Below are 20,704 nucleotides of genomic sequence, written 5' to 3' on the forward strand. Positions count from 1 at the left end.
GTCACCGGCACCGCAGGTTTCGAAATGACAAACCAAAACAACCGCTTCCGGCGGAGTTGATCGAGTTGGCCGCCTACGGTCGCTGGAACGGTGGTGACAACCGTCCCATGACGTTCGAGCTAAAGGTGAAGTACGAGAAGGACGCCCAGGTGCCTCGAAACCGCCCCGTGACCTCGGTTACCCGTCGTACGGTCAAGAGGAGGACGTCGCCGAGGCGCTCTGTGACGGATTTCGTGCTGGCGACCCACTTTCGGGTGGCAAGGTGACGTCCACGCCGTCGTAAGCTTTCTCCATGTACATCGAGCGGGTCCGGCTGGAGAACATCCGCGGCTTCAGTGGCGCCCGCGCCGTCGACCTCAAGTTGCCCGGACCCGGCTGGGTGGTGCTCGCCGGGCGCAACGGCTCGGGCAAGACCTCGCTGCTGCGGGCCATCGCGGTCGCGGCGGCGCCGGACGTGGCCTGGGGGTTGTTGTCGGACGCCGGCAGCTGGATTTCGACGAATCAGACGTCGGGGTCGATCGAGTTGTCGGTGATGCGCGAGGGGGGACCGGCGCCCGTCGAGGTCCGCTGGCTCGACTCCGGTCTGCTGCCGATCTCCGGGCTCCCGCCGGGTCAGCCGTTCTGCGCGGCGTATGGGCCTTTCCGGCGGCTCGCGGGCGGGAGCGGGGAGGCCGAGTCGTGGATGCGCGGGGCGGGATCGCTGGCGCGGATGGCCAGCCTGTTCCACGAAGACGCCTCGCTCGCCGAGGGGGTCACCTGGCTGATCAATCAGCATCTCCGTGCGCTGGAAGGGAAAGCGGGCGCGCGTGAGCTGAAGGACACGGCGCTGGGAATCCTTGGCGATGGTCTTCTGCCTGGCGGTTACCGGATTCGGGACGTGGATTCGGACGGGCTCTGGGTCGAATACCGCGGTGACCGGTTCCCGCTGCGTGAGATGAGTGACGGCTACCGCACGGTGACGGCACTGGTGGTCGACCTGCTCAAGCAACTGAACGGCGCCGGGCTCGATCACGAGAGCCCCGGTGTCGTGATCATCGACGAGGTCGACGCGCATCTTCACGTGTCGTGGCAGAAACGCATGGGGCCGTGGTTCAAGGCGCATTTCCCGCGCATCCAGTTCATCGTCACCACGCACAGCCCTTACGTCTGTCAGGCCGCCGATCCCGGTGGTCTCGTCCGCCTTTCCGGGCCCGACGAGGAAGTGCCGCCGCGCGTGGTCTCCGAGGAGTTGTACGAGCGGGTCGTGTTCGGCTCCGGGGACGACGCCGTGCTGTCCGACCTTTTCGGCTTGGACACGCCTTATTCACCGCAGGCGGTCGAATTGCGGGAGCATCTCGCCGAGCTCGAATTCCAGGTGGCTTCCGGCCGGGCGGACGCGAACGGCGTCCGGGAATGGGAGCGCCTCCGGGACATGTTGAGCAGTTCGCCGCCGAGCCGGGTCGACGAGGTGGCCAAGCGGTTCGAGGCCGAAGATCGGTGATCGGGCTTCGCCGGATCGCGCTGCCGGGGCGGGTGGTGGCCGATCTCGAAGAGCTGACCGCGCGGATCCCTGCCGGTGACAGCAGAGAAGCGCGACGGCTCTGGCGGGTTTCCCGCGCGGTGCGGCGTTCTTTGCGGGCGGCACTGGACGTCATGGCCGCCGGCCGCGGCTACTGCATGTACTGCGGCGACGGCCTCGGGTCCACTGTGGACCATTTCGAGCCGATCGCCCGGAATCCGGGGCGCGCGTTCGACTGGCTCAATCACGTGCTCGCCTGCGAGTACTGCAACAGCCACCACAAACGCGACCTGTTCCCGGTGGACGAAGACGGCAACAGTCTGCTGATCGACCCGACCGCCGAAGACCCGCTGGACCACCTGTTCCTGGTGCTGTCGATCGGGACCTATCGCGCGTTGACCGCGAAGGGCGAGCAGACCATCGAGGTGTGCGGGCTGAACCGCGCGCAACTGGCGCGCGGGCGGGAAACGGCGGTCACCCAGGTGAGCGCGCTCGTCCGGGGCTGGTGGACCGCGCGCGAACGCGGGGACGACCGGAGGCGGCGCGCGATGGTGTGGACGCTGCTCGACCAGCCGCACGCCGATGTCCTCCACGCGATGGTCCGGCAGGCGGGGATGCCGGGAGCCCGTGCCGTGTTCCGGGCGGACGACGAGCTCATCGACCTGCTTCGCGCACCGGAACTCACCGAAGACCTTCAGCTCTCCGGCGGGGCGGTATAGGCGGCCAAGGTGGCGTCGGCGCGCGTGCGGGCGGTGGCCGCGTCCGTCCCGTTGGCGACATCGGCCTCGTACCAGGCCTCGTTGCTCAGGGTCATGAACCGCACCCCTGCTTCGCTGGTCATCCAGGCCACGGCCGCCTCGGGGTCGGTGGCCTCACCGGATCCGAGGTGCAGCGCGAGCCCGTTCAGCAGCATGTCCCAGCCGATGCCCACCGCACCCGGCCCGAACTGGTTCCAGTGCTCGTTCGGGACGGCGGTGTGGTCGAGTTCGAATCGCGTGCGCCCGTCGGCCTCGGGGCTCAGCCGGAGCTCGATCCAGCTGACGTCGCCGCCGTACTCCCACGTCGCGGCGAAGCTCGTCGGCGGATCGCAGCGCTCGACGGTCCCGCTCGCGTTGCCTTCGAGCTGGTACTTGCCGCCGACGCGCAGCTCACCGCTGATCGGCAGGAACCAGCGCGGGATGCGCTCGGGATTGGTGCAGGCGTCCCAGAGATCGTCGAGGCCGGTGTCGTAGACCTGACCGACCGTGGCCGTCACCGCCTCGCCCGCTTCCACCACACGTTTACCCAGCTTGCGCTGGACGGAGTTGATCTGCGTGGTCACGTCGACCAAGGGTGTCTCCTTCACACGACTTCCGCCAAAGTATCAGTAGAAGCTTATATAAGCCAGAATGAAAAGGGCGCCCGGTTCGGCCCGGACGCCCCTTCCCGGCGGGTTGGCTTACCGAATGGGGGAGCAGGCCGTGCGTCCGACGACCACTTCGCCGGTGATGTCCGACGCCGGGGCGAACTCGATGCGCAGCATGGTCAGCGCGATGCTGCCGTCACCCGGCGACGTCTGCTCGTTGAAGATCGCCTCGGCGAGCAGGGTCCCGTCGGACTTGGTGATCGGCTTGACGTAGCCGACCGGCACGGGGGACGGCAGGGTGCCGAGTCCGCTCGCGCCACCGTAGGTCCAGCTCGCGTTCGTGCCGGCCCGCGTGGCCGTGCAGGTGACCGAGTAGGACCCGACCTCGATCCGCGGGCCGCTCGACGAGACGAGCGCCGACAGCTCGAAGTTCTGCCCCTTGGCCTCCGATTTCGTCGAGGTCACGTCGTTTTCGGGAGCGACGACGGTGGTCGTGCACGTCGACGTGCCGCCACCGAACGTGACCCCGGTTCTGGTCACGACCCCGGACGAGTTGCTCGTCGGCCCCTCGACCGCGCAGTCGGCGAGCGACGAGATCGAGATCGGCGCCGAGGTGCCCTGGGTGAAGCCGGCGGAGCCGAGCGAGGCCACGCCCGCCGGGTTCGACGCGGCGGCCGGTGTCACCCCGGCGCCGAGACCCGCCAGCAGCAGCGCGCCGACCAGGGCTGCCCGGCCGGCGATGGTGCTACGCAATTCACGTCCTCCTCATGTGCGGGAGAGCGAGCCGAGTCGGCCGCTCTTCCTTTGGCATCACTATCTGCGGTCGGATTCGCCCGTTGCGCGCGTGACGGTCGTTTCACTCGGCCGTGGCGCAGGGGCACCCGTTGGATATTCGGATTCGTATTCGAATACAGGTCTGTATATTCAGCGTCATGCCGACCTATCGCGTTCTTGTCAGCGGCAAGTTCGACCATCCCGACACCGCCACCCGGGCCCGGCTCCTCGCCGAGCTGGATGAGCACCAGGCGATGGGGTTCACGGAGGACGGCCTGCTCACCTACAGCGCGCACCTCGGCGCGTTCACCTTCCGCGTCACGCTTCGCGGCGAAGAGGAACGCGACGTGCTCGACGAAGCCGAGCTGAAGGTCATGGAGCTGCTGGACGCCAAGGGGTATCCGTACCGGGACGTCGTGGGGAAGGCGACCTGCATGGACGACATCAAGATCCGCCGCCGCTGAGACGTCAGACGCCGACCACGAGCACGACCACGCCGGAATCGTCCGTACTTCCCCCTGGGTCCCCGGTCCGCCCCGAAGCGGGAGGGATACTCGGCGGGGGTGTCATCTTCGTCACCGTTTCCCCTGGACAGCACGTCAACAGGCCTCAGCGGCTAGCCACTACGCTGGAAGCAACCCCGAACGGTGTCAAAGAGAGCGGAGCCGACGTGTCTGTGTCTTCACCTGCCCCAGGTGGTGCCATCGAGGACCTGCGCGCGTCCGTGGGGCTCCAGCTCGCCGACGAGCAGCTCCTGCGCACCCTCGCGACCGGTCTCGCCGACGTCGAGACCCTGCTCCGCGAGGTCGTCCGCAGTGACGTCAAGGCCGTCGAGGACGCCGCTTCACATCTGGTCGAGGCGGGGGGCAAGCGTTTCCGCCCGCTGTTCACGCTGCTGGCCTCGCAGTTCGGGCCGAAGCAGGGCGACCAGGTGGTCATCGCCGCCGCGGCCGTCGAGCTGGTGCACCTCGCGACGCTGTACCACGACGACGTGATGGACGAGGCGACGATGCGCCGCGGCGCGGAGAGCGTCAACGCCCGCTGGGACAACACCATCGCCATCCTGACCGGCGACTTCCTGTTCGCGCACGCCTCGCGCCTGGTCGCCGACCTCGGCACCGACGCGGCCCGGATCATCGCCGAGACCTTCGGTGAGCTGGTCACCGGCCAGATGCGCGAGACGGTCGGCCCGGCCGACGGCGACGACGCGGTCGAGCACTACCTCACGGTCATCGCCCAGAAGACCGGTTCGCTGATCGCCACCTCCGGCCGGTTCGGCGGGATGATGTCCGGCGCGCCCGACCACTACATCGACGCGCTCCGCCGCTTCGGCGACATCATCGGGACGGCGTTCCAGATCTCCGACGACGTCATCGACATCGCGTCCGCTTCGGACGAGCTCGGCAAGGCGCAAGGCACAGATCTGCGCGAAGGCGTCCGTACGCTTCCGATGCTGTACGCGCTGGCCGACCCGGCCACCGACCCGCGTCTGGTCGAGCTGCTGTCGGGGCCGATCTCCGACGACAAGCTCGTCGCGGAGGCCTTGGACCTGCTGCGGGCCTCGTCCGGCCTCGAACGCGCACGCGAAACTCTTTCCGACTACGCTCGTCGGGCGCGTGCCGAACTCGCGGCGCTGCCCGCGTCGCCCGCCCGGGACGCCTGCGAATCGGTCGCCGACTACCTGGTCGCACGAACGCATTGACAAAGGGCAGGTTAGATGTCCATTTTCGGACAGGTTTGGCTGTGGAGTCTGCTGGCGTTCGTCGTCGGCGCGCTGCTCACCTGGCTGGTGCTGGTGGTCCCGGCGCGCAAGCGCATCCGTGAGCTGGAAAGTTCGCTGGCCACCGCGCACGCCGAGACGTCCCGGCTGCCCGCCGGGGTGAGCGTCGGCGCGGGCGCCGCGGCCGTCGCCGGCGGCACCGCGTACCTCGCGAAGCCGTCGCACGACGAGCTGGACGAGGAGTTCGCGGCGGTCGAGGAGCCGAAGCACGCGTACCCCGAGACGCTCACCGAGCAGGAACCCGCGCAGCAGTGGACCGAACCTGCCGAAGAGCCTGCCCAGGACGCCGTCGAGGAACCCGTCGAGGAACCCGTCGCCACCACGACGCAGACCTTCGAGCCCGAAGAAGAGTACGAGGCCGAGTACCGTACGGCGCCCCAGACCGACCGGGAGCCGGACCCGGAGCCCGAACCGGAACACCCGGCCGAGCGGACGCAGTACATCCCGGCGGCCCAGCAACCGGAACCCGAGCCGGAGCCGGAACCCGAGCCCGAGCCGGGGAACCCGTACGTCACCGCGGCCACCGAGTACCTCCAGCCCGCGTCGAAGCTGGACGTCGAGCCCGAACCTCAGCGGCCTTCGCCGAACGAAGCGCCGTACCGGTCCCGCCTGGAGATGCAGCTCGACCCGGAAGGCGTCGAGACGCAGCCGGAACCGGTGTCGCTGTTCAGCCCCGCGTCACGCGTGGAGACGGAGCAGGCGCCCGTCGAGACCAACTGGTTCGAGCGCGAAGAAGAGCTGCACGATCCACCCGAGTACGCCTTCGGTTCCGGCGAAGAAGCGCGGGCAGGTCTCCACGACTCGGAGCCCGAGACACCCGCCGAGGCCACCCAGGTGCTGCCCAAGCGCACGCCCCGGGGCGCGGTCCGCGGTGGTTTCGAGCCGCCGCAGCCGATCCAGCCGTCCATGCGGGCGATCGAACGTCGTGAGCCGGAACTGTCCGGCGGGCAGAGCGGTTCGCTGTTCGAGCCCGCCGTCCACCCCGGCGACGCGATGCCGGCGCCGGAGCCGCCGCCCGCGCGGCAGGTCGCCGCTCCCGTGGCCGAGTCCGTTCCGCCCGGCCCGTTCGGTCCCGGATCGGCGATGCCGCGGCCGGGTGGCGGTCGCCCCGCCGACGACTTCGCGGTCAAGGCCAGCGTGACGGCCCTGCGGTACTGCGCCGAGGACTCGCCGCAGTTCCCGAAGATGGTCGCGGAGGTCTGGTTCCGCACGGCCGCCGACGCGGAGCGCGTGGGCTTCCGTCCTCTCAGCTGACAAACGCCATGAAAGGTCCTTTCCTTGCAAATTTCGCAAGGAAAGGACCTTTCATGGCGTTCGGGACGGGACTAGCTGAGGACGGTCCAGGTGTCCTTGCCGCGCAGCAGGCCCTGCAGATCGGGCTTGCGGGTGGCCTGGGCCTCCGCGACCTGGGCACGCGCCTGGTCGTCGTAGGTGGGCCGCTCGACCTGCCGCAGGATGCCCGTCGGCACGTGGTTCAGGTTCTGGTCGCCGATCCGCGACAGCGCGAACGCGTACGACGTGTCCTCGATCGCCGGATCGTGCACGACGAGGTTCTCCTCGCCGATGTTGGCGACCTTCCCCACTTCCAGTCCGGCCCAGCCGCCGCGCGTGACCCCGTATTCACCCTGCGGGCCGAATTTGATCGGCTCGCCCGCCTTCAGCGGGATGAGCCTGCTCGCGGCCTCGTCCTTGTCCTTGAGGACGTCGAAGGCGCCGTCGTTGAAGATCGGGCAGTTCTGGTAGATCTCCACCAGTGCCGATCCGCGGTGCTTCGCGGCGGCCTCCAGCACCTCGGTCAGGCCCTTGCGGTCCGAGTCGAGCGCGCGGCCCACGAACGACGCCTCGGCGCCGATCGCCAGCGAAAGCGGGTTGAACGGGGTGTCGACCGAGCCCATCGGGGTGGACTTCGTGACCATGCCCGGCCCGGACGTCGGCGAGTACTGACCCTTGGTGAGGCCGTAGATCCGGTTGTTGAACAGCAGGATCTTGATGTTCACGTTGCGCCGCAACGCGTGGATCAGGTGGTTGCCGCCGATGGACAACGCGTCGCCGTCCCCGGTGACGACCCACACCGACAGATCCGGCCGGGCGGTCGCGAGCCCGGTCGCGATCGACGGCGCGCGGCCGTGGATCGAGTGCATGCCGTAGGTGTTCAGGTAGTACGGGAACCGGGACGAGCAGCCGATACCCGAGATGAACACGATGTTCTCGCGCTTGAGCCCCAGCGTCGGCAGGAACGACTGCACGGCGTTGAGCACGACGTAGTCCCCGCAGCCGGGACACCAGCGGACCTCCTGGTCCGACTTGTAGTCCTTCGCCTTCTGCGGTTCGGTCTCGGTCGGCACCAGGTCCAGGCCGCCGAGGGTGGGGATCCCCAGGTCGATCGCGGTCACTTCGTCCCCTCCGTACTGGTGATGATCTCCGTGAAGACGCCTTGCAGCTCCTCGGCCTTGAACGGCAGCCCGGCGACCTTCGTGTACGACTTCACGTCGACGAGGTACTTGGCCCTCAAGAGCATCGAAAGCTGGCCGAGGTTCATTTCAGGGACGACGACGGTGTCGTACGAACGGAGTACGTCACCGAGGTTGCCGGGGAACGGGTTGAGATGCCGGAGATGCGCCTGCGCGATCGGCATCCCGTCCTTGCGGACGCGGCGGCACGCGGCGCCGATCGGGCCGTAGGACGAGCCCCAGCCGAGCGCCAGCACCCGTGCCTTGCCGCCGCTCGGGTCGTCGACGACGAGGCCGGGCACGTCGATGCCGTCGATCTTGGCCTGGCGCAGGCGGACCATCTTGTCGTGGTTGTCGGGCTCGTAGGAGATGTGGCCGGTCTTGTCGGCCTTCTCCAGCCCGCCGATGCGGTGCTGCAGACCGGCCACGCCCGGCACCGCCCACGCGCGGGCGAGGGTCTCGGGATCGCGTACATACGGCCAGAATTCCCCGGAATCGTCCTCGGCATTCGGCTCGGTGGCGAATTCCACCCGCAGATCCGGCAGCTCCTCGACGTCCGGGATCAGCCACGGCTCGGAGCCGTTCGCGATCGCGCCGTCCGAGAGCAGGAAGACCGGCGTGCGGTACTTCAGCGCGATCCGGGTGGCCTCCAGCGCCGCGTCGAAACAGTCGGCGGGCGACAGCGGCGCGACGATCGGCACCGGGGATTCGCCGTTGCGGCCGAACATCGCCTGCAGCAGGTCGGCCTGCTCGGTCTTGGTCGGCAGCCCGGTCGACGGGCCGCCGCGCTGGACGTCGACGACGACCAGCGGCAGTTCGGTCATCACCGCGAGACCGATGGCCTCGGACTTCAGCGCGACACCGGGCCCGGAGGTCGAGGTGACGCCCAGCGCACCGCCGTAGGAGGCGCCGAGTGCCGCGCCGATGCCGGCGATCTCGTCCTCGGCCTGGAAGGTGAGGATGCCGTAGTTCTTGTGTCTGGACAGCTCGTGGAGGATGTCCGACGCCGGGGTGATGGGATACGTGCCCAGCAGGATCTGCAGGCCGGACTGCTGCCCGGCGGCGACCAGCCCGTACGCCAGGGCGGTGTTCCCGGTGATCTGGCGGTACGTGCCCTGGTTGAGCTTCGCGGGCGCGACCTCGTACGTCGTCGCGAACGACTCCGTCGTCTCGCCGTAGTTCCAACCGGCGCGGAAGGCCAGGATGTTGGCCTCGGCGATGTCGGCCTTCTTCGCGAACTTCTCGCGCAGGAAGCGTTCCGTGCCCTCGGTCGGCCGGTGGTACATCCAGGAGAGCAACCCGAGCGCGAACATGTTCTTCGCGCGTTCGGCGTCCTTTTTGGACAGTCCGGTCGCTTCGAGCGCGCCCCTGGTCAACGTCGACATGGCCACCCGGTGGACTTGATAGGCCGAAAGGGTGTCGTCGTCGAGAGGGTCGTTGTCGTACCCGACCTTGACCAGGTTCCGCTTCGTGAACTCGTCGGTGTTGAGGATGATCGTCCCGCCCGACGGAACGTCGGCGACGTTCGCCTTCAGCGCGGCGGGGTTCATGGCGACCAGGACGTCCGGCCGGTCGCCCGGCGTCAGAATGTCATAGTCGGCGAAGTGCACCTGGAAGCTCGAGACACCCGGGATCGTGCCCTGTGGCGCGCGGATCTCCGCGGGGAAGTTCGGCATGGTCGACAGGTCGTTGCCGAACGCGGCCGCTTCCGAGGTGAACCTGTCGCCCGTCAGCTGCATGCCGTCACCGGAGTCGCCGGCGAACCGGATGACCACCCGGTCCAGCTTGGCGACCTCGGTGGGCCGGACGGCCGACAAGGAGCCGTTGCCGTTCGCACTCGTGCTCATAGGTCAGGGATTCCCTCTCTCCCGACGTGCGTCGTCCCCGGCCGTGCCGGAGATCCGGTGCCTCGCCCGGCGATGTCGGCCAGGTCACAGGTGCCATGTCCCGAGGTTAGTCCCCGGCACACCTTCCAGGTTGCCGCAAAAACGGTCCGGACCTACTTCTCGCGTGTCCTGAGCTCGTCGTCGAGCGGGGATTTCCCGATTTATCTGTTACCGATGGTAACGGTTAGTTGTGCGGCTCGATTGTGAGCCGTATCTCCTTCAAGGGTAGTGAAGTCCCGTTGGGGAACGGTCATCGGCCGGTGATGGCGGCGCGCAGCTCGGTGAGCCGTTCGGCGAACGCGGGCCCGGTGAGCGACGCGATCTGCGGCTCGATCTCGGCGTCGACGGCGGCCGGATGGTCGGTCAATGACGCGGTGTGCCGAAGCGTGCGCTTCGTCGCCAAAAGGATGTCGCGGGGAGCTTCGACGGCGGGTTTCGCCAGTTCACGGGCGGCCTCGACCAGATCTCCGTCGACGAGCCGGAGCGCTAGTCCGCATTCCACAGCCGCTTCGGCACCGACGACCTCCCCGAAGAGGGTCATTGCCGCGGCCTTCTGCGGACCGACGAGCCGCTGGATCATCCACGTCATCCCGCCGCCGGGATGGATGCCGAGATCGAGAAATCTGGCCACGAACTTCGCCTTCGGTCCCACGATGCGGACGTCCGCGGCGAGCGCGAGGTTCAGACCGGCCCCCACGGCGGCACCGCCGACCGCGGCGATCGTCGGCAGGGAACACCGCGCAACCGAGAGGAATCCGGCGTAAATGGCGCGGAGGCCGTCCTCCCTGGCCTCGGCGAGGGTGTCCAGGTCCGCGCCCGCGCAGAAGGCCGGAGGTGCGCCGGTGACGACCAAGGCGTGGACGCTTTCGTCGGCTTCGGCGCGCGAAACGGCCTCGGCCAGCCGCGCGGACAGGTCGAGGGTCAGGGCGTTGCGGGTCGCGGGCGCGTCGATGGTGAGCACGGCGACGCCACCGTCGTGGCTGGAGCGGATTCGATCGGTCACGGGACCGAGGGTGTCATGCCTCGGGGGTCGGCGGGTGTTCCGCCAACCAGGAAAGGTTCATGCCTCGGGGGTCGGCGGGCGTTCCACCAACCAGGAAAGGTTCATGCCTCGGGGGTCGGCGGGCGTTCCACCAATCAGGAAAGGTTCATGCCTCGGGGGTCGGCGGGCGTTCCAACAGCCGGGAAAGAACGACGGTGGAGACCGTGCGGTCGACGATCTCCAATCCGCGCAGCCGTTCCAGCGCCGTCTCCAGATGGTGGATGTCCGACGCGCGGAGGTGGACGATCGCGTCGGCCGCGCCGGACACCGTGTAGGCGGCGACGACCTCGGGCAACGGCTCCAGCCGGGCGCGGATGCGGGCCGGGGTGATGTTGCCGTTGCAGGTCATCTCGACGAACGCCTCCGTGCCCCAGCCCAGTGCCTCAGGGTCCACGACCGCGGTGAAACCGCGCAGGACCCCGGTTTCGAGCAGTCTGTCGACCCTTCGTTTCACCGCGGGCGCGGACAGGCCGACGACCTTGCCGATGTCGGCGTAGCTGGACCTCGCGTTGGCCATCAGACAGGAAACGATTCGCTGGTCGATGGTGTTCACACGCAATGTTTAGCAGGGATGTGCGCAGCGAACAGCGATTGCTTGCGAATTAGGGGAGACTTACCCTTCGGATATGCCGGAACTGGAGCAGCCCCGTGTACCCACGACGCGCCGCTACCTCATGTGTCCGCCGCGGTATTTCGCGGTGGATTACGTCATCAACCCTTGGATGGACCCGTCCGTCCCGGTCAGCGTCGACACCGCGATGGCGCAATGGACCGAACTCCGTGACACCTACCGACGCCTCGGCCACACCGTCGAGGAGATCGACGCGCAGCCCGGCCTGCCCGACATGGTGTTCGCCGCGAACTCCGGCACCGTCGTCGACGGCCGTCTCCTCGGTTCCCGGTTCCGCGCCCCGCAGCGCACCGCCGAGGCCGAGCACTTCCGCCGCTGGTTCGTCGAGCACGGCTACCGCGACATCACCATGCCCGAGAAGATCAACGAGGCCGAAGGCGACTTCGCCTGGACCGGCAAGGTCCTGCTCGCCGGCACCGGCTTCCGGACCGACCCGGCCGCGCACGCCGAAGCGCAGGAAGTCCTCGGCGTCCCGGTCGTCTCGCTGCGGCTGATCGACCCCAGCTACTACCACCTCGACACCGCGCTGTTCGTGCTCACCGAGGCCACCGACGCCACGCCCGCCCAGATCGCCTACTTCCCGGAAGCGTTCTCGGCCGGATCGCGGAAGGTGCTGGAGCGGATGTTCCCGGACGCGGTAATCGCGGACCGGGCCGACGCGGAGTGCTTCGGGCTGAACGGGGTGTCCGACGGCCGCAACGTCGTCCTGCCGGTCGAGGCGACCGGCTTGGCGGCGCGGCTGACCGGACGCGGCTACGAAGTCGTCTTCCTGGACATCTCCGAACTCCGGAAGGCCGGCGGCGGCCCGAAGTGCTGCACCCTGGAGATCCGCAAGTAATCCTTTCGTGGACACCTTGCGGGATCATGTAACTACTCCGTTCGCCAACTCGATTAATCGGGAAACACACTGAGTCCCGAATACTGAGTCCCGAACGAGGCGCGGATGGTGATCCTGGCGATAGGCGGCGTGGGCAGGCCCGTGCGCGCGCTGGATCCCGGCGAAAACGAATCATGGGTGACCGTCGAACAGTTCGAACGCGTGCTCGACACGGTGGCCGGCCGGGAGGACGTCGGGCTCACCTTCGACGACGGCAACTCCTCGGACGTCGAGATCGCGCTCCCCAGACTGGTGGAGCGCGAGCTCACGGCGGAGTTCTTCCCGCTGGCCGGCCGGATCGGGCAATGGGGTTTCCTCGACGCCGAGGGGCTTCGGAAGCTGGTCGACGCGGGGATGTCGATCGGCTCGCACGGCTGGGCACATCGCGACTGGCGGCGGCTCGACGGCAGCCAGGCCCGGCGCGAGTTCGAAACCGCGCCGAAACTGCTCGCCGATCTGAGCGGCGCACCCGTGCGCGCGTACGCGCCGCCGTTCGGCGCCTACGACCGGCGCGTGCTCGGCAGGCTCCGGCGTTCCGGCGCGACGAAGGTCTACACGACCGAAGGCGGCGCGGCGTCGCGCGACGGCTGGCTGCGGCCGCGGGTCGAGGTCCGGCACGACGTCGACCAGGAGTGGATCGACAACGTCCTCGCTGACCGGGAGGGCCTGTACCGCCGAGCGGGGCGGGCCATCGCGCGGGTCGCCAGGCTCGCCCGATTTTGACCGGTTTTCTTTTTGTGGTGGGAAAGTCTTGTCGACCAAGCCGAATCGGTGACCCGCTCCGTGGCGCTCACGGGCCCGGTGCCGCTGGAACGTCGACGGTGTCGTCCTCGAGACCGCCCTCGATCGAGACGAAACCCTTACGCGGCCCCTGTAGCGTTTCGCACCCGTCGAACGATGAGTGATTCCCTTGCCGCACAGGTATTCCGCCAAACGCAGGCGAACCGCGGACGGTGGTAACGAACCCGGTCCTCCGGCCGACCAACGGGCAGCGGAACGCGGCTGGAGGAATTCGTCATGAAGATCAGTGTCTTCGGGCTCGGTTACGTCGGTTGTGTGTCGGCGGCGTGCCTGGCCGGACGTGGGCACGAGGTCGTCGGGGTGGACGTGAACCCGGTGAAGATCGACCTCGTCTCCAGCGGCAAGGCGCCGGTGGTCGAGGAGCGGATCGGGGAACTGACCGCCGAGGTGGTGGCCCAAGGCAGGCTCAGAGCCACCACCGACGTCGGACAGGCGATCGCGGACAGCGAAGTCTCCCTGATCTGTGTCGGTACCCCGTCGGCGCCGAACGGCAGCCTTTCGACGGCCTTCCTGGAGCGCGTGGCCGAGGAGATCGGCGAGGCGCTCAAGACCAAGACCGAGCGGCACACCGTCGTCTTCCGCAGCACCATGTTGCCGGGCACCTGCCTGGACCTGCTCGTCCCCATCCTCGAGAAGTCGTCCGGTCGCACCGCCGGTGTCGACTTCGGGGTCGCGGTGAACCCCGAGTTCCTGCGCGAGGGCAGCAGCGTCCGGGACTTCTTCGACCCGCCCAAGACCGTCATCGGCGAACTCGACGCGGCCAGCGGCGACGTCGTCGCGGCGCTGTACGAAGGGCTCCCCGGCGAGGTCTTCCGCGTCGCGATCCCGGTCGCCGAGATGACGAAGTACGCCGACAACTCCTTCCACGGCCTCAAGATCGGCTTCGCGAACGAGCTCGGTGCCATTTGCCGCGCACTCGGGCTCGACTCGCATCAGGTGATCGACGTCTTCCTCGCCGACCGCAAGCTCAACATCAGTCCCGCCTACCTTCGCCCCGGGTTCGCTTTCGGCGGCTCGTGCCTCCCCAAGGATCTGCGCGGCCTGGTCTACGCCGCGCACCGCGCGGACGTCGCCGTCCCGATCCTGTCGCACGTGCTGCCCTCGAACGACGAACACCTCCAGCGCGCCTTCGACCTGGTCGCGCGCACCGGAAAACGCAAGGTCGGGCTGTTCGGCCTGTCCTTCAAACCCGGCACCGACGACCTCCGCGAGAGCCCGCTCGTCGAGCTGGCGGAGCGGTTGCTCGGCAAGGGGTACGACCTCCGCATCTACGACGCCAACGTCAGCCTTTCCCGGCTGATGGGCGCGAACCGCGAGTACATCGAGGGCAGGCTGCCGCATCTCGGCCAGCTGCTGGCCGGCTCCATCGACGAGGTCGTCGACCACGCCGAGGTCTGTCTCGTCGGCTGCACCGATCCGGAGGTCCTCGCGGCCCTCCCGGCGGGCGGCGGCCACACCATCATCGATCTCGTCCGCGTACCCGACGCCGACCGGCGCCGGACTGAAGAGGGATATGTCGGTCTTGCCTGGTAAAGCTCTCATCCTCGTCGAGAACCTTTCCGTCCCCTTCGATCGCCGCGTGTGGCAGGAGTGCCAGACACTTCGTGACGCCGGCTGGGACGTCCACGTCATCTGTCCACAGGGGACGAAACGGGACACCGAAGCCGAAGTCACCATCGACGGCGTCCACATCCTGCGGTACCCGCTGACGGCCGCCACCGGTGGCCCGGCGGGGTACGTCCAGGAGTACGGCTCCGCGCTGTGGCACACGCTCCGGCTCGCCCGCGAGGTCGGCCGGGTGGACGTCGTGCACGCCTGCAACCCACCGGACCTGCTGTTCCTGGTCGCGCTGTACCTCAAGCGCCAGGGCGCGAAGTTCATCTTCGACCAGCACGACCTGTGCCCCGAGCTCTACCTTTCGCGGTTCGACCGCGGCGAGGACTTCCTGTACCGCGCGGTCTGCGCGCTGGAGCGCCGCACGTACAAGACGGCCGACGTCGTCATCGCGACCAACGAGAGCTACAAGGACGTCGCCGTGAAGCGCGGCGGCAAGTCGCCGGAGGACGTCTTCGTCGTGCGAAGCGCGCCTGTGGTCGAGCGGTTCCATCAGGTCCCGGTCGAACCCGAGTTGAAGAAGGGCAAGCCGTATCTGCTCGCGTACCTCGGTGTGATGGGCCCGCAGGACGGTGTCGACTACGCCTTGCGGGCGCTCGCGTCCCTGCGTGACGAGGTCGGCCGCACCGACTGGCACGCCGTGTTCATCGGGTCCGGTGACGCCTTCGACGACATGGTGGCGTTGTCGAAGGAACTGAAGCTCGACGACCAGGTCGAGTTCACCGGCCGGATCTCCGACGAAGACCTGCTGCGTCACCTGTCCGCGGCCGACGTCTGCCTCTCGCCGGACCCGCTCAATCCGCTCAACGACGTGTCGACCATGAACAAGATCATGGAGTACATGGCGATGAGCCGTCCGATCGTCTCCTTCGAACTGCGGGAGGCCCGGGTTTCGGCCGGGGAGGCCGCGCTGTACGCGCCGGCGAACGACGAGCCGGAGTTCGCGAAGCTGATCGCGCATCTGCTCGACTCGCCGGAGCAGCGGGCCGCGATGGGCGAGCTGGGACGGGCGCGCGTCGCCGGTCCGCTTTCTTGGGAGAACTCCCAGAAAGCCCTGCTCGCGGCCTACGAGGCCGCGACCCGTTGATCGACATCCCGGTCGCGTTTCGAACAAGACTCGGGAAATCCTGTAACCAACGCCGTGGTCGGTCCGACGGGATTCATGCCACATCCGACCGCGCCGATGGGAGATCCCGGCTTTGAGTGACGACACGGTGCGCCTGTCCATGATCGGACAGGTTCTGCGCGGGAGGTGTCGGACCCTGGTGGTCCTCGCCCTCCTCGGCGCCTTGGTCGGCGCGGGATCGTCGGTGATCCTTTCCCCCGGCTACCGGACCACCTCCAGCGTGCTGCTGCAGGGCCCGCGGGAGGCGGACGAACTGCTCACCCAGGCCGAGGTGGCGACCAGTTCGGTGGTGCTCGACCGGGCCGCCGCCGTGCTCGGGGACGGCGAGACCGGCGCCGACCTGCGGGACAAGGTGACCACGTCGGTCGCGCAGGGCAATGTCATCACCATCGAGGCCACCGGTGACACCGCCGAACAGACGCAGCGGCTCGCGGACCAGATCGCCCAGGAGTTCGTGAAGTACTCCACCCAGATCATCGCCGGTTCCGGTGACGCCGCCGTGCAGCTGGCACAGGAGCGCCGCGAGACGTTGCGGCAGCAGGTCGCGCAGACCAACCAGCGGATCAGCGAACTTTCGGCGAAGGTCAACGACGGCAAGACGACCGTGGAGAGCGTCCAGCTCCGCACCGAACTGCAGGGGCTGCGCTCGACGATCGAGTCGGCGATGTCCACGTTGAACGCGGCCGACACGGCGAGTGGTCTCGGCAACATGGTCGTGCTGGGTTCGGCCGAGCTGCCGTCCTCGGCGGCCGCGCCCACGTGGGCGCAGCTCGCCCTCGGCGGCGCGGCGTTGTTCTTCCTGATCGGCCTGTTCGGGCATCTCTTCACCGCCCGCACCGACCGGCGGCTGCGCGACGACGAGGAGATCGCCGCGGCGATCGGCGGCCCGGTGCTGGCCACCTTCGACGCCGTGGATCGGCGCCCGGCCGGAACCACCCTGCGCGCCAGGATCCTCCGTGACGACCGGCCGTGGAACATCCCGCGGGTCGACGTCTTCGCCGACGAGATCGACGCCGACATCCAGTACCGGCGCCTGGTTTCCCGGCTCCCGCATCGGCGGCTGTTCGTCCTCGCGGTGGACGGTGACCACGCCGGGCAGGCGGCCGCCGAGCGGATCGCCCGCCTTTCCGGCCGGTGGTTCGCGCCGGTGACGGTGTCCCCGGTGCGGCCCGTCGTCGAAGACACCGACGCCGACGGGGTCCTCGTCGTGACGAGCCTCGGTTCCCGGTCCGCGTGGGAACTGGTCGGGATCGCCGAAGCCGTCGCCGACGCCGGGCTCACCGTGGTGGGCACCGTGCTGCTCCGTCCCGTCTCCCCGACCCGAACCCGGCCCGGCGCGTCCACCCCCGCCGGCCACGAAGCACTGGCAGGTACCGCGTGACCAGCGCCGACAAAGCGAAGTCCGAACCGCTCATCGACCTGCAGCGCCTGGTCGTCTCGGTGCGGAGACGGCGTCGCCTGTGGCTGTCGATGGCCCTGCTCGGCCTGCTCCTCGGCGGGCTGGTCGCGGTGTTCCTGCCGTCGCCGCCCACCGCCGTCGCGCAGATCCTGGTCGTCCACCCCGACGACTCGCCGACCGACAGCGGAACGCTGATGCGGACCGACGTCGCCGTGCTCCAGACGACCAAGACCGCCACCGAGGCGCTCAAGAAGTTGAACAGCACCCAGGCACCGGAGGAATTCCTCAAAGACTACGAGGGGCTGGGCCTGACGAACAACGTCCTCCAGCTCACGGTCAAGGGCAAGACCGACGAAGAGGCCGTGGCCCGCGCGCAGGCGATCTCCGACGCCTTCATCACGGAGTACATCTCCCGTAACCAGGCGGCCGCGGCGGCCGAGCAGAAGGCCCTGCTCGACCAGCGCAACCAGGCACAGAACGAACTCGGTTCCATCGAGTCGGCGATCGGCGCCGAAGAGGCCAAGAACCGCAACGCCAACCCCGCCCAGCTGGAGCGGCTGTACTCGCGCCGCGCGGAGCTGACGTCCAAGATCTCCGACTACGACGGCCGCGCGCAGGAGGCGGGCATCGGCACGCCGAAGGTCGCCGCCGGGACGCAGATCGTCGACGCGCCGCGGATCCTGCCGCATTCCTTCCTCAAGACGCTCGCCACCGACGCCGGGATCGGCTTCGCGCTGGGACTGCTCGCCGGGCTGGGGCTCGCGGCCGTCACGAGCGTGGTGAAGGACCGGCCGGTGCTGCGCCGCGAGATCTCGCGGCACCTCGGCGCCTCCGTGCTCGCGCAGCTGCCAGAGCCGCCGCGTTTCCTGCACCGCTCGCGGGCGGTGTCCAGGCGGCAGCGGGTCGCGGCGACGCTGGTCCGCGCCGTCCGGCAGGAAGGCGGTCCGGTGTCGCTGCTCGACCTCGGCGCCCGGCAGCTCACCGCCGCGCTCGCCGTCGACATGGCGCGCGAACTGGCGGAGAAGGGGCCGGCCTCGCTCGTCGACGACCTGCCGAAGACGAATCTCCGGGAGCTGGCCGGTCAAGGCCCGATCCCGGTGCTGGACCGGGCGGACACGCCGTTGGCGGCCAGGGAACGCCGGATCGGCGTCGGCTCGGTCGAGCCGGGCACGTCGTGGACCGACCTCGAATTCCTCGGCGAGGAGACGATCCTCGTCGTCCGCGCCGGGCACGCGAACACCGAATGGCTGCACACGGTCGCCCGTCAGCTGGCCGACCGGCACATCCCGATCATCGGGGTCGTCGTGGTGGATCCGGATCCGCGCGACCACACCGACGGGACGCTGTGGGACGGCCTGCACACGGCGTTGCGCGGCCGGGCCGCCCGGCCGATGCCGAAGCCGGTGGAGATGTTCCCGAAGAAGAACGGGCACCCGACTCCGTACAAACGCGTCAAGGAACTCGGCAACGCCGATCAGCCGACGAAACGGTTCGCGCCCGTGTCACCGGACAACGCCGAAGCGCTTTAGGGGGAGTAAGAGCAGATGTGCGGCATCGCAGGGGCCTGCTACTGGCCGGACGGGGGCCCGCTCACCGATCGGCTCACCAAGACCCTCGCCCATCGCGGACCGGACGGTTCCGGCCGGTACGACCACGGCGAAGTCCACTTGGGACACCGAAGGCTGTCGATCGTCGACCTGACCGAGACCGGCGCGCAGCCGATGGTCAAGGACGGGCTGGCGCTGACCTACAACGGCGAGCTGTACAACGCGCCGGAGCTGCGGAAGGAACTCGAAGCCACCGGGGTGCGGTTCCGGGGGACGTCCGACACCGAGGTGCTGCTGGAGGCGTGGCGCGAGTGGGGCACCGACGGTCTGCACCGGCTGCGCGGCATGTTCGCGTTCGGTGTCTTCGACGAGCGCACCGGCGCCTTGACCCTGGTGCGGGACCAGCTCGGCATCAAACCGCTGTTCCTGGTACGCCGCGGCAAGGGGGTCGCGTTCGCCTCGGAGCTGAAGGCGCTGGCCGCCGAACTCGGCGGTTCCCTGACCGTCGACGACACCGCGCTCGTCGCCTCCCTGCTCTACTACTGGGTCCCGGACGGCCGCTGCGCGTTCCGCGAGGCCGAGAAGCTGCCGCCGGGCAGCTGGGCGCGGTTCCGGCCGAACGGCGACGTCGAGCGCGGCACGTTCTGGTCGCTGCGCCAGGTCGCCGAAGAGGGAGCGGCGATGGGGGGTGGGTACCTCGGAGAGGGGGGTGGGAAGAACACCGAGGGCGAGTTCGACCTCGGCGCCGTCATCGAGGACTCCACGCGCAAGCACCTGATGGCCGACGTGCCGGTCGCGACGTTCCTTTCCGGTGGGCTCGACTCCAGCTACCTGACCGCGATCGCCGCCCGTGAACAGCCGGGGATCTCCGCGTACACCATCGGCTTCCGGGCCGAAGACGCGAAGTTCGAGGCGATGCCGGACGACCTGATGTACGCGAAGAAGGTCGCCGCGAAGTTCGGCGTCGACCTGCACGAGATCGAGATCGCGCCGCGGGTGCTCGATCTGCTGCCGCGGATGACGTACCACCTCGACGAGCCGATCGGCGATCCGGCGGCGATCAACAGCTACCTGATCTGCACCGCCGCCCGCGAGGCCGGGGTCAAGGTGATGCTGTCCGGTATGGGCGCCGACGAGCTGTTCGCCGGGTACCGCAAACATCTCGCGAACAAGATCGCCGTGCGGTACCAGCGGGTTCCCGGTCTCGTGCGGCGTCCGGTGGAGTCCCTTGTGGACAGACTGCCGGTGGCGACGTCGAAACGCGGGTTCCGTTCGGTGCGGTTCGCCAAGCGGTTCCTCTCGTTCGCGGAACTGCCGGAGGAGACCGCGTTCCGGCGCAGCTACACGATGTACGACCAGGCCGAGCTCGTCGCGCTGCTGAACCCGGACCTCGCGGGCGCGGTGGACGACGTGCTCACCGAGCACGCGGACACCTATCACGACAACACGCTGACCGATTTCGTGAACCGCATGTGCCTCGCCGATTCGCGGCTGTTCTTGCCAGGGCTCAACCTCGCCTACACCGACCGGTCCAGCATGGCCGCCTCCACCGAGGTGCGGACGCCGTTCGTCGACATCGAGGTCGTGAAGGCCGCGTTCCGGATCCCCGGTGACAAGAAGATCGTGAAGCGTCAAGGGAAGATGGCGCTGAAGGAAGCGGCGCTCTCGATCCTGCCCGCCGAGATCGTGCACCGGCCGAAGGGCCTGTTCAGCGCACCACTGCGGGCTTGGATGAGCCGCGACCTCGCGCCACTGGTGCGCGAGGTGACCAACGATGGCGAATTGGTGAAGGCCGGGTTCCTCCGACGTGAGGCCCTGCAACGGCTCGTCGACGAAGACGCGTCCGGGCAGCAGGACCGGTCCAAGCACCTCTGGCACATCTTGACCCTCGAGTACTGGTACCGCGGTGCCGTTTCGGCCCGAAGCGCTTAGGA

General features: G+C 68.6%; 18 protein-coding genes. 12 read left to right on the top strand and 6 right to left on the bottom strand.

Going from position 1 to position 20,704, the window contains the following annotated elements; all coding sequences use genetic code 11:
- Nucleotides 1–292 precede the first annotated feature (292 nt).
- Nucleotides 293–1,480, top strand: coding sequence for an ATP-binding protein (locus P3102_RS02635; RefSeq protein ID WP_276366228.1), 1,188 nt, complete (start codon nt 293–295; stop codon nt 1,478–1,480).
- On the top strand, nt 1,477–2,217 hold the full coding sequence (locus P3102_RS02640) for an HNH endonuclease (RefSeq protein ID WP_276366229.1): 741 nt from the start codon (nt 1,477–1,479) through the stop codon (nt 2,215–2,217). The genes P3102_RS02635 and P3102_RS02640 overlap by 4 nt, the downstream gene beginning before the upstream one ends.
- Here the strand turns inward: P3102_RS02640 and P3102_RS02645 are convergent.
- Both P3102_RS02645 and P3102_RS02650 read right to left on the bottom strand, forming a co-directional pair.
- Entirely contained in the window at nt 2,193–2,828 is a 636-nt protein-coding gene (locus P3102_RS02645) for an SRPBCC family protein (RefSeq protein ID WP_276366230.1), read from the bottom strand. The two genes, P3102_RS02640 and P3102_RS02645, sit on opposite strands and share 25 nt — an antisense overlap.
- Nucleotides 2,829–2,936: 108 nt before the next feature.
- Complete coding sequence (locus P3102_RS02650) at nt 2,937–3,596, bottom strand: hypothetical protein (protein ID WP_276366232.1); 660 nt, start codon at nt 3,594–3,596, stop codon at nt 2,937–2,939.
- A 179-nt stretch (nt 3,597–3,775) separates the two neighbouring features.
- Here P3102_RS02650 and P3102_RS02655 point away from each other — a divergent pair, with 179 nt between their 5' ends.
- The 3 genes from P3102_RS02655 (at nt 3,776) to P3102_RS02665 (ending at nt 6,651) form a co-directional block, all read left to right on the top strand.
- Nucleotides 3,776–4,081: a DUF6204 family protein gene (locus P3102_RS02655; RefSeq protein WP_276366234.1), complete on the top strand. Its 306-nt coding sequence runs from the start codon at nt 3,776–3,778 to the stop codon at nt 4,079–4,081.
- A gap of 212 nt (nt 4,082–4,293) precedes the next feature.
- Entirely contained in the window at nt 4,294–5,319 is a 1,026-nt protein-coding gene (locus P3102_RS02660) for a polyprenyl synthetase family protein (RefSeq protein ID WP_276366235.1), read from the top strand.
- A gap of 15 nt (nt 5,320–5,334) precedes the next feature.
- Entirely contained in the window at nt 5,335–6,651 is a 1,317-nt protein-coding gene (locus tag P3102_RS02665) for a hypothetical protein (protein WP_276366237.1), read from the top strand.
- A 71-nt stretch (nt 6,652–6,722) separates the two neighbouring features.
- Here the strand turns inward: P3102_RS02665 and P3102_RS02670 are convergent, their stop codons facing one another.
- The 4 genes from P3102_RS02670 to P3102_RS02685 all read right to left on the bottom strand — a co-directional run bounded on the left by P3102_RS02670 (nt 6,723) and on the right by P3102_RS02685 (nt 11,328).
- Entirely contained in the window at nt 6,723–7,790 is a 1,068-nt protein-coding gene (locus P3102_RS02670; protein ID WP_276366239.1) for a 2-oxoacid:ferredoxin oxidoreductase subunit beta, read from the bottom strand.
- Nucleotides 7,787–9,694, bottom strand: a complete 1,908-nt coding sequence (locus P3102_RS02675) for a 2-oxoacid:acceptor oxidoreductase subunit alpha (protein WP_276366241.1) — start codon at nt 9,692–9,694, stop codon at nt 7,787–7,789. The genes P3102_RS02670 and P3102_RS02675 overlap by 4 nt, the downstream gene beginning before the upstream one ends.
- 289 nt (nt 9,695–9,983) lie before the next feature.
- A complete protein-coding gene (locus tag P3102_RS02680) occupies nt 9,984–10,736 on the bottom strand; it encodes an enoyl-CoA hydratase (protein WP_276366243.1) in 753 nt (250 codons plus the stop codon).
- Nucleotides 10,737–10,881: 145 nt separating this feature from the next.
- A complete protein-coding gene (locus P3102_RS02685) occupies nt 10,882–11,328 on the bottom strand; it encodes an Lrp/AsnC family transcriptional regulator (protein ID WP_005151923.1) in 447 nt (148 codons plus the stop codon).
- Nucleotides 11,329–11,401: 73 nt separating this feature from the next.
- Between P3102_RS02685 and ddaH the strand changes: the two genes are divergently transcribed.
- From ddaH to asnB, 7 genes are all read left to right on the top strand, one after another.
- Complete coding sequence (gene ddaH / locus P3102_RS02690) at nt 11,402–12,244, top strand: dimethylargininase (protein WP_276366245.1); 843 nt, start codon at nt 11,402–11,404, stop codon at nt 12,242–12,244.
- A gap of 105 nt (nt 12,245–12,349) precedes the next feature.
- A complete protein-coding gene (locus P3102_RS02695) occupies nt 12,350–13,006 on the top strand; it encodes a polysaccharide deacetylase family protein (protein WP_276366246.1) in 657 nt (218 codons plus the stop codon).
- A gap of 294 nt (nt 13,007–13,300) precedes the next feature.
- A complete protein-coding gene (locus tag P3102_RS02700; RefSeq protein ID WP_276366248.1) occupies nt 13,301–14,617 on the top strand; it encodes a nucleotide sugar dehydrogenase in 1,317 nt (438 codons plus the stop codon).
- Entirely contained in the window at nt 14,598–15,785 is a 1,188-nt protein-coding gene (locus P3102_RS02705; protein WP_276366249.1) for a glycosyltransferase family 4 protein, read from the top strand. Before P3102_RS02700 ends, P3102_RS02705 begins: the two co-directional genes overlap by 20 nt.
- 139 nt (nt 15,786–15,924) lie before the next feature.
- Nucleotides 15,925–17,205 carry an exopolysaccharide biosynthesis protein gene (locus P3102_RS02710; RefSeq protein WP_276371600.1) on the top strand — a complete coding sequence of 427 codons (1,281 nt, stop codon included), beginning with the start codon at nt 15,925–15,927 and terminating at the stop codon, nt 17,203–17,205.
- Nucleotides 17,202–18,752 carry a Wzz/FepE/Etk N-terminal domain-containing protein gene (locus tag P3102_RS02715; RefSeq protein ID WP_276366250.1) on the top strand — a complete coding sequence of 517 codons (1,551 nt, stop codon included), beginning with the start codon at nt 17,202–17,204 and terminating at the stop codon, nt 18,750–18,752. The genes P3102_RS02710 and P3102_RS02715 overlap by 4 nt, the downstream gene beginning before the upstream one ends.
- A gap of 15 nt (nt 18,753–18,767) precedes the next feature.
- On the top strand, nt 18,768–20,702 hold the full coding sequence (asnB, locus tag P3102_RS02720) for an asparagine synthase (glutamine-hydrolyzing) (RefSeq protein ID WP_276366252.1): 1,935 nt from the start codon (nt 18,768–18,770) through the stop codon (nt 20,700–20,702).
- Nucleotides 20,703–20,704 lie beyond the last annotated feature (2 nt).

Source organism: Amycolatopsis sp. QT-25 (assembly GCF_029369745.1).
Lineage (GTDB): Bacteria > Actinomycetota > Actinomycetes > Mycobacteriales > Pseudonocardiaceae > Amycolatopsis.